General features: G+C 66.6%; 7 protein-coding genes. 4 read left to right on the top strand and 3 right to left on the bottom strand.

Translation table 11 applies throughout. From position 1 onward, the window contains the following. Positions 1–251, bottom strand: a 251-nt coding sequence (locus ACIA75_RS30960; protein ID WP_397110283.1) for a pentapeptide repeat-containing protein, incomplete at its 3' end; no start/stop codon positions are given. 216 nt (positions 252–467) lie between these two features. Here ACIA75_RS30960 and ACIA75_RS30955 point away from each other — a divergent pair. From ACIA75_RS30955 to ACIA75_RS30940, 4 genes are all read left to right on the top strand, one after another. Further along, the gene (locus ACIA75_RS30955; protein ID WP_397110281.1) at positions 468–1,397 is read left to right on the top strand and encodes a haloalkane dehalogenase; all 930 of its coding nucleotides are present in this window, start codon (positions 468–470) and stop codon (positions 1,395–1,397) included. A gap of 41 nt (positions 1,398–1,438) precedes the next feature. Continuing rightward, positions 1,439–2,314 carry an RNA polymerase sigma factor gene (locus ACIA75_RS30950; RefSeq protein WP_397110279.1) on the top strand — a complete coding sequence of 292 codons (876 nt, stop codon included), beginning with the start codon at positions 1,439–1,441 and terminating at the stop codon, positions 2,312–2,314. 455 nt (positions 2,315–2,769) lie between these two features. Beyond that, positions 2,770–3,633, top strand: a complete 864-nt coding sequence (locus tag ACIA75_RS30945; RefSeq protein ID WP_397110277.1) for an LLM class flavin-dependent oxidoreductase — start codon at positions 2,770–2,772, stop codon at positions 3,631–3,633. Positions 3,634–3,918: 285 nt separating this feature from the next. Continuing rightward, complete coding sequence (locus ACIA75_RS30940; protein WP_397110275.1) at positions 3,919–4,665, top strand: helix-turn-helix domain-containing protein; 747 nt, start codon at positions 3,919–3,921, stop codon at positions 4,663–4,665. A 74-nt stretch (positions 4,666–4,739) separates the two neighbouring features. Here the strand turns inward: ACIA75_RS30940 and ACIA75_RS30935 are convergent, their stop codons facing one another. Both ACIA75_RS30935 and ACIA75_RS30930 read right to left on the bottom strand, forming a co-directional pair. Beyond that, positions 4,740–5,132, bottom strand: a complete 393-nt coding sequence (locus tag ACIA75_RS30935) for a VOC family protein (protein WP_397110273.1) — start codon at positions 5,130–5,132, stop codon at positions 4,740–4,742. Positions 5,133–5,135: 3 nt separating this feature from the next. Beyond that, positions 5,136–6,464: an FAD-binding oxidoreductase gene (locus ACIA75_RS30930; protein WP_397110272.1), complete on the bottom strand. Its 1,329-nt coding sequence runs from the start codon at positions 6,462–6,464 to the stop codon at positions 5,136–5,138. Positions 6,465–6,621 lie beyond the last annotated feature (157 nt).

The raw sequence follows: 6,621 nt of genomic DNA, 5'->3' as shown, positions 1-6,621 counted from the left end.
TCCGTCCAGCCATGGTTCCCATAGTCCCTTCTGGCCCTGATCAGGGCCAACGAGACTCTAATTCCGGCTGGTCGCATCCATGGGGGACGGGTCAGTGGAACGAACCCTTCCGGCCGCTGTGTGCCGCTGTCGTAGATGATTCCGGTGAGGTCGGCACCGTCCAGGGAGGCGCCGGTGAGATCCGCACCGGAGCGGTCGGCCTCGGTGAGGTTCGCTCTCTGGGTGTAGGAGTCCGGCAGGGCAGCGCTCATTGCTCATTGTCCGGCCGGTCGAGTTGCCGGGTGAGGCAGATCACTATCTGGTTGTGTCACGGCTGTCGGCTTCCGGTGTCTAGAGAGGTGTATCAGTCATCGACACCCGCCCACCGCAAAGGGCGCGAAGGGATCGGTATGCACAGGCACCTTCGCTCGGCCACACCCCATCCCGGCCGGCCGGTATCTCGACGGGCACTGCTCCGGGGGATCGCCGTGGGGATCGCCTGCGCCTCCTGCGGATGCGGATCGCCCGATAACAAAGGCCAAATAGTGAAGACCGCAAAAGTTCTCGACTCGCACATGTCCTACACCGAAATCGGCGCCGGCAACCCGCTCGTGTTCCTGCACGGCAACCCGAGCTCCTCGCATACGTGGCGCAACATCTTGCCTCACATCGCCGGCAGGCGGCTGCTGGCGCCGGACCTAGTCGGCATGGGCACATCCGGTAAACCCGACATCGGCTACACCTTCGCCGACCACGCCCGCTATCTCGACGCCTGGTTCGACGCTCTCGACCTGGACCGGGTCGTCCTCGTCGGCCACGACTGGGGCGGCGCGCTCGCCTGCGACTGGGCCGCCCGTCACCCGGAAAGGGTGAGCGGACTGGCCTTCTTCGAAAGCATTATCAAACCGATGGCATGGGCAGAGCTTTCCCCGCAAGCACGCACCCGGTCCGAATCCATCCGGACCCCGGGCATCGGCGAGGAGATGGTACTCGAGCAGGACCTGTTCATTCGCCAAGCCTTCACCGGGGGTGTCCTCGATCCCGTCGACGAGGCGGATCTACAGGCCTACCTCGCGCCTTATCCGACCCGGGACAGTCGCCGGCCCATCCTCGCCTGGGCGCGCCAGATACCGCTCGGCGGTGATCCCGCCGAGCTCGTCGCTCGCATCGAGGCCTACGACCGGTGGCTGGCGACCAGTACCGGGACGCCGAAGCTGCTGATGACATTCGAAGGGTCCCCCACGCTGCTCATCGACGAAGCGGTGGCCGACTGGTGCCGACACCACATCGCGGCACTGGATGTCGTCGCTTGTGGCCGGGCCGGACATCACGCCGCCGAGGACCGCCCCGACGAGATCGGCACCGCAATCGCCCAATGGCTGCAGCGTCACGCCCTCACCGGAACACAGAACTGGTGAACACCATTGCGCCTACCCCGTCGCAGGTAGACGATCTATTGATGACCGACGGCGCGCCAACCGGCTTCAGCTCAGTCGACCCGAGCGAGGTCGCGCTCGTAGCCGAAGCCCTCGACGGTGACGCCATCGCGGCCGCCGAGGTGATGCGTAGACTGCAGGATCCGATCTACCGGCTGGCGCTCCGGATGACCGGGCGGCCCGCCGACGCCGAGGACGCCACACAGGAGATCCTGCTGCGGGCGTTCACCCGGCTCGCCACGTGGCGCGGCGAGGCGAAACTGCTCACCTGGGCCTACCGCATCGGCGTCAACCACCTGCTCAATCAACGAAGGCAGTCGATACAGGAGGCGGCGCAGCTCAGCCTCGACGCCTTCGGTGACGCGCTGGCCGAGGGATTGGCAGCTGACCGCCGGGAACCCGATGCGGAGTTACTCGCCACCGAAGTCCGCCTCCAGTGCAGCCAAGCGATGCTGCAGTGCCTGACCCGTGAGGAACGGATCGCGTTCGTTCTCGACGACGTATTCGGTGTCGGATCCGCCGATGCTGCCTGGATTCTGGACCTCACACCCGCCGCCTACCGAAAACGCCTCGAGCGGGCCAGGAAGCGGCTACGCGCATTCCTGACCTCGAACTGCGGCCACGCGAACGAGCAGGCCCGGTGTCGGTGTTCGCGGCGTATCGCCCATGCTGTGTCGACCGGGCGGATAGATCGGCAGCGGCCGGAATTGGCTACCCACCCCATCGCCGACGGAGGCCGTAGCGCCGCGGAAGCCGAACAGCAGATGATCGCGCTACACGACGCCGCGGCGGTGCTCCGCGTTCATCCGGACTATGCCTGCCCCCACACGAAAGTGAACGCCGTTGCCGGTCTCTTGAAATCCGGCCAGTTCTCCTTGCTGTCCGGCGAATCCGAGTAGCTATCCGGCCGGGGTATCTCATCGATTGACGGACAGCGGTTGGAGGCAGCGCTCCAAAGCATCTGGCAACCGACAATGTACCGACCATCGGTGGGGAGCCAAGCGCCGCCGACGGATGTCGCCCGGCGCGTTGCTGCCCTGAACTCCTAGGGGTTCAGGTAGCAAACGCCGAAAAACCAACAGATTACGAGTCCCGTCGGGGTTGGATCCGGCTTTGGGTGTACCTGCCGACCGACGGTGGCTGCCGCGACACAGCGGATGTCCGATTCGTTCAATCCTGGCCGAGGGTCGGCTCCATAGGTTGACTGCGTGGGAATTCGAGGCGTTCGAGGAGGCTTCGGGCTGCTCGGTCCCGCTTCCGGCTTCGTGGCCGATCATCCGCGGCGGCTTCATGTGGTTGCCGTCCCGGCCGGGTGCGCGAGGTCACTACACCACGACGACCACGAGGAGGGAAGTTGCGGATCGGAATCGGTCTGCCCGCCGCTGTACCGGGAAGCGACCCCACAGCGATCGGTGACTGGGCCGCCGCGAGTGAGGCGCGTGGTTTCCACTCGCTCGCCGTGATCGACCGGCTGGTTTACGACAATCTGGACCCACTTGTGGCCTTGGCTGCCGCGGCGGCGCGCACCGAGCGAATCGAATTGCTGACCACTGTGCTCAATACGGGCTATCGGCGTAACCCGATCGTCCTGGCCAAGCAGATCGACTCCCTGGAACGCCTTTCCGGCGGACGTCTCACAGTGGGGCTGGGTATGGGCGGCTGGCCGGAGGATTATGCCGTCAGCGAGGTCTCGCTGGCCGGTCGGGGGGCCGCGTTCGAGAGTGCGCTGGCTGCGATGCGCACAGTGTGGCGGGGCGAGGTGTCGGGTGCCTCGGGGCCTGTGCCCGCTTTGCCGCCGGGCCGGCCTGGGGTCCTGCTCGCCGGGGTGGTCCCCGCAGGTTTCGCCAGGGCTGCCGCGCTGTCCGACGGATGGGTGGCGCCGTCGTTCGGTCGTCAGGCCCTGCACGCAGGTATCGAGGCCGTGCACCGGGAGTGGAGTCGCGCCCGGCGTCCCGGCCGGCCGCGGGTGGTCGTGGAGCGCTACTTCTGCCTCGGCCCGGGCGCCGCCGAGATCGCCGAGGCGTACGTGAAGCATTACTACGGCGCCGAATATGTAGAGCAGATCCGGCCCGATATCCTCGCCGACGAAAGCCATCTCCGCAACGAAATCGACCACCTCACCGAGGCCGGAGCCGATGACCTGCTGCTGTTCCCCAGTACCGGAGCGCTGGAGCAGATCGATCTGCTCGCCGAAGCGCTCGGCGGGTTCGTGGGGTGAAGGAAGACCACACGCAGTCGCAGCCGTGAGCGAGGTGACCGGGGTCGCCCGGGAGTGCGATCCTGCGGCGCCTGCTGCAGGTCATGTCTGTCAGCCGACCGATTGGAACACCGCCCGGCGTTCTGAGGCAACTCCGGGCGCGAGTGCATCAGGCTCTGAAACCAACCGCTACATGAACCAGCGGATGCCATGGAAGGGACAGGCAACCGCATGCGACATGGGCACTGAGCAATAATGGAGGGTCGGTGAACTGCGGCAAATTGCCGCCGAGAGGTGGTGAGAACAGTGGATCGAACTCTACCCGGTCAGCCCGCCGACAGCGAGGGTCTCGAGGACGGACACAGTCACTACCGTGAGATCGCCTTCGCCGGATCGAGCACCGGGTTTCTGTGCAGGTGGACCCATCGGGTCGGCGGCGGTGCCCAGCGCGTGATTCCGGACAACCACGCCGACTTCATCGTGAGCAGTACCGGCCGGAGCTGGCTCGTCGGCCCCGCCACGACAGTCGACCTGCCGGCGCTGTCGCCGGGAACGGTTCTGCACGGCGCGCGTATTCACACTGCAGCGTTGCGCTCGGTGACCGGCGTGGCGGGTTCCGAGCTGCGGGACACGGCGATGGCGGTAGACGACCTGTTGCCCGGTCGGGTCGCTCGCGCGCTCGTCGGCAGTCTCGGCGCGGGCGAATTCGACGAGCTGACAGCGCACTCGTTGTGGCCGTGCCTCACCGTCGATCCGCGAGTGGAGAAGGCGGTCGAGTTGCTGACCGCGGCGACGACGACCGTCGACACCGTTGCCGATCGTGTCGCGCTCACACCTCGTCATCTGCGGCGACTGGTCGAACAGGAGACCGGGCTGACCCCGAAGACACTGCAGGTCGTGGGCCGGCTACAGCGGGCGGTCCGGCTGGCTCGCCGGGCGCCGGACGCCACGCTGTCGATGGTGGCGGTCGCGGTGGGTTACGCCGACCAGGCGCACCTCAGCCGTGACACACGACGAATGACCGGGCTCACCCCGGGTTCGCTGCTGGGCTGACTCCGCCGTGGACGCGGACTGTTCGTCGTAGACCACCCGGGGACCTCCCACCCGGCCCTGCCGAAGGCGATCGCTCAGGGCAAGGGAGCGAACAAATCGACGGTATTGCCATCCGGATCGTGGACAATGGCGTAGCGCTGTCCCCAGACAGCGTCCCACGGCTCCTTATGGCCGTGGAAACCCGCTGCGACAACGGTCTTGTACAGTGCGTCGACATCGGACGGGCTCGCGGTCGCGAACGCGAGGGCCACCGGGTGCCCGCCGGTCGCCTGGGTGAAGTCGGGGTCGAAGCTCCTGATCGTGTCGAGGGTGTCCCAGGCGAGCCGCAGTCCGTTCGGGAGTACGACCTCGACATGGGGTTCGCTGCCACTGATCTCGGGTGTTTCGATGCCGAGAGCACGGTAGAAGGCGAGCGATCGGGCCAGGTCGGTGGTGACGATACCGATGAGGTCGAGAGAGACAGCCATGGTTCAGCCTTTCGTCAGCAGTGCGATGTTGTGATTGACGCGGAAGAGGTTGTGCGGGTCCACGCGGTTCTTGACCGCGTGGAGCAGTTGCAGGTCAGCGGCACTGAAGGCGGCCGCCACCACGGCCGGGTCGGTGTGCGCACCGAGGAAATTCAGCATGCTGCCCCTGTCGAGGCGGCGGAATCGGTCCCGGGCCGCAGCGTGTAGGGCCCGGTCGGCATCGTGGCGGGGGTCGATGGCCGAGCTGAGGTACACCGTGAATTCGGCGTCGCGTCCGCCCACGACATTCGGTACTTCCGGCGGTTTCCGATACGCGCCGCCATGGTGTCGCAGTTCGAAACCGAGCGGTTCGGCGGCATCCGTCCCGGCGACCGCCAGAATGCTGTCGACATCGGCTTCTTCGAGAGGTCCGCTGTAGAAACCGGATTCGTGCACCGTGTACCGGCCGACCGGTTCGTGATGGACCATCCCGATCTCGGTGTAGCGCATCGGCCGCACCGTGTCGAGCACCGGCGGCCCGACCTCCCGAATCGCCGCAAGCAGCGACTCGGCCTCCCCGGATGGGCCGAAATACGCGATGCGCAGCTGTGCGATATAACGCCCTCGCAGCTCCGGGCGAATATCGGGATGATCCGGGTAGCCGAGCAGGAAGATCGATGTAGCGAGGGTGTTCGGAAGGTCGGCGGTCCAGCGGACATACCGGTTCAACAACTCCCGCGCGTGCTCGGCCGAAAAGTAGAGGCTGCCGCCGTAGAAACCGGTCACCGGGAAGAGATCGATCTCGATTCCGGTGGCGATCCCGAAATTGTCCTTGCCGCCGCGGACCACGCGGAACAGCTCCGGATCCGTGGCCGGGGAGATCGTGCGAACCACGGCGTCGGCGGTGACCAGTTCGATGGAGTGCACGTGGTCCGCCGCGTATCCGTACTGACGGCCCAGCATCCCGACGCCGCCACCGAGGACGTACCCCATCACCCCGACGTGTGGACTCGACCCGTTCAACGGCGCCAAGCCGTGCTCGGCCGCGGCGGTGATCACCTCGCGCCAGCGGGCGCCGGCGCCGACCCACGCCCGGCGCCGGACAGGGTCGATCGTGACGCGGGACAGCCGCCGTGTGGTCACGAGAACACCGTCAGCGGCCCGCGACATTCCGTGCCCGGTGGACTGAACCGCGACCGACAGGCCCCGCTCGCGCGCGAAAGTCACCGCGTCCGCCACATCGGCCGGCGACGCGACCGGACACACCACCCGCGGGTGGTGGACGACCGAGCAATTGTCGGTGCTGAACTCGTTTCGGTAGCCCTCGTCGGAAGGGTACAGCCAGGTCGTCATCCGGGACATACGCATTCGCCGTGGCCCGGACGGCCGGGTGAGAAAAGGACTGCGAACGGGGACAGCGCACTGAGCAGGCGGGCGGCGTCACCCACGAGAAACGAGTTTGGATTCACATTCCGGACGATATGGGCACAACCACTGCCGGTCTTGTACG

The organism is Nocardia sp. NPDC051750 (assembly GCF_044453135.1).
In the GTDB taxonomy this organism is placed as follows: Bacteria; Actinomycetota; Actinomycetes; order Mycobacteriales; family Mycobacteriaceae; genus Nocardia.
This window is presented reverse-complemented; position numbering and strand designations above follow the sequence as displayed.

What these genes read in the sequence shown, in the direction of transcription:
- ACIA75_RS30950 (WP_397110279.1), top strand. Translation starts at nt 1,439, where the DNA reads ATGACCGACGGCGCGCCAACCGGCTTCAGCTCAGTCGACCCGAGCGAG.
- ACIA75_RS30935 (WP_397110273.1), bottom strand. Translation starts at nt 5,132, where the DNA reads ATGGCTGTCTCTCTCGACCTCATCGGTATCGTCACCACCGACCTGGCC.
- ACIA75_RS30930 (WP_397110272.1), bottom strand. Translation starts at nt 6,464, where the DNA reads ATGACGACCTGGCTGTACCCTTCCGACGAGGGCTACCGAAACGAGTTC.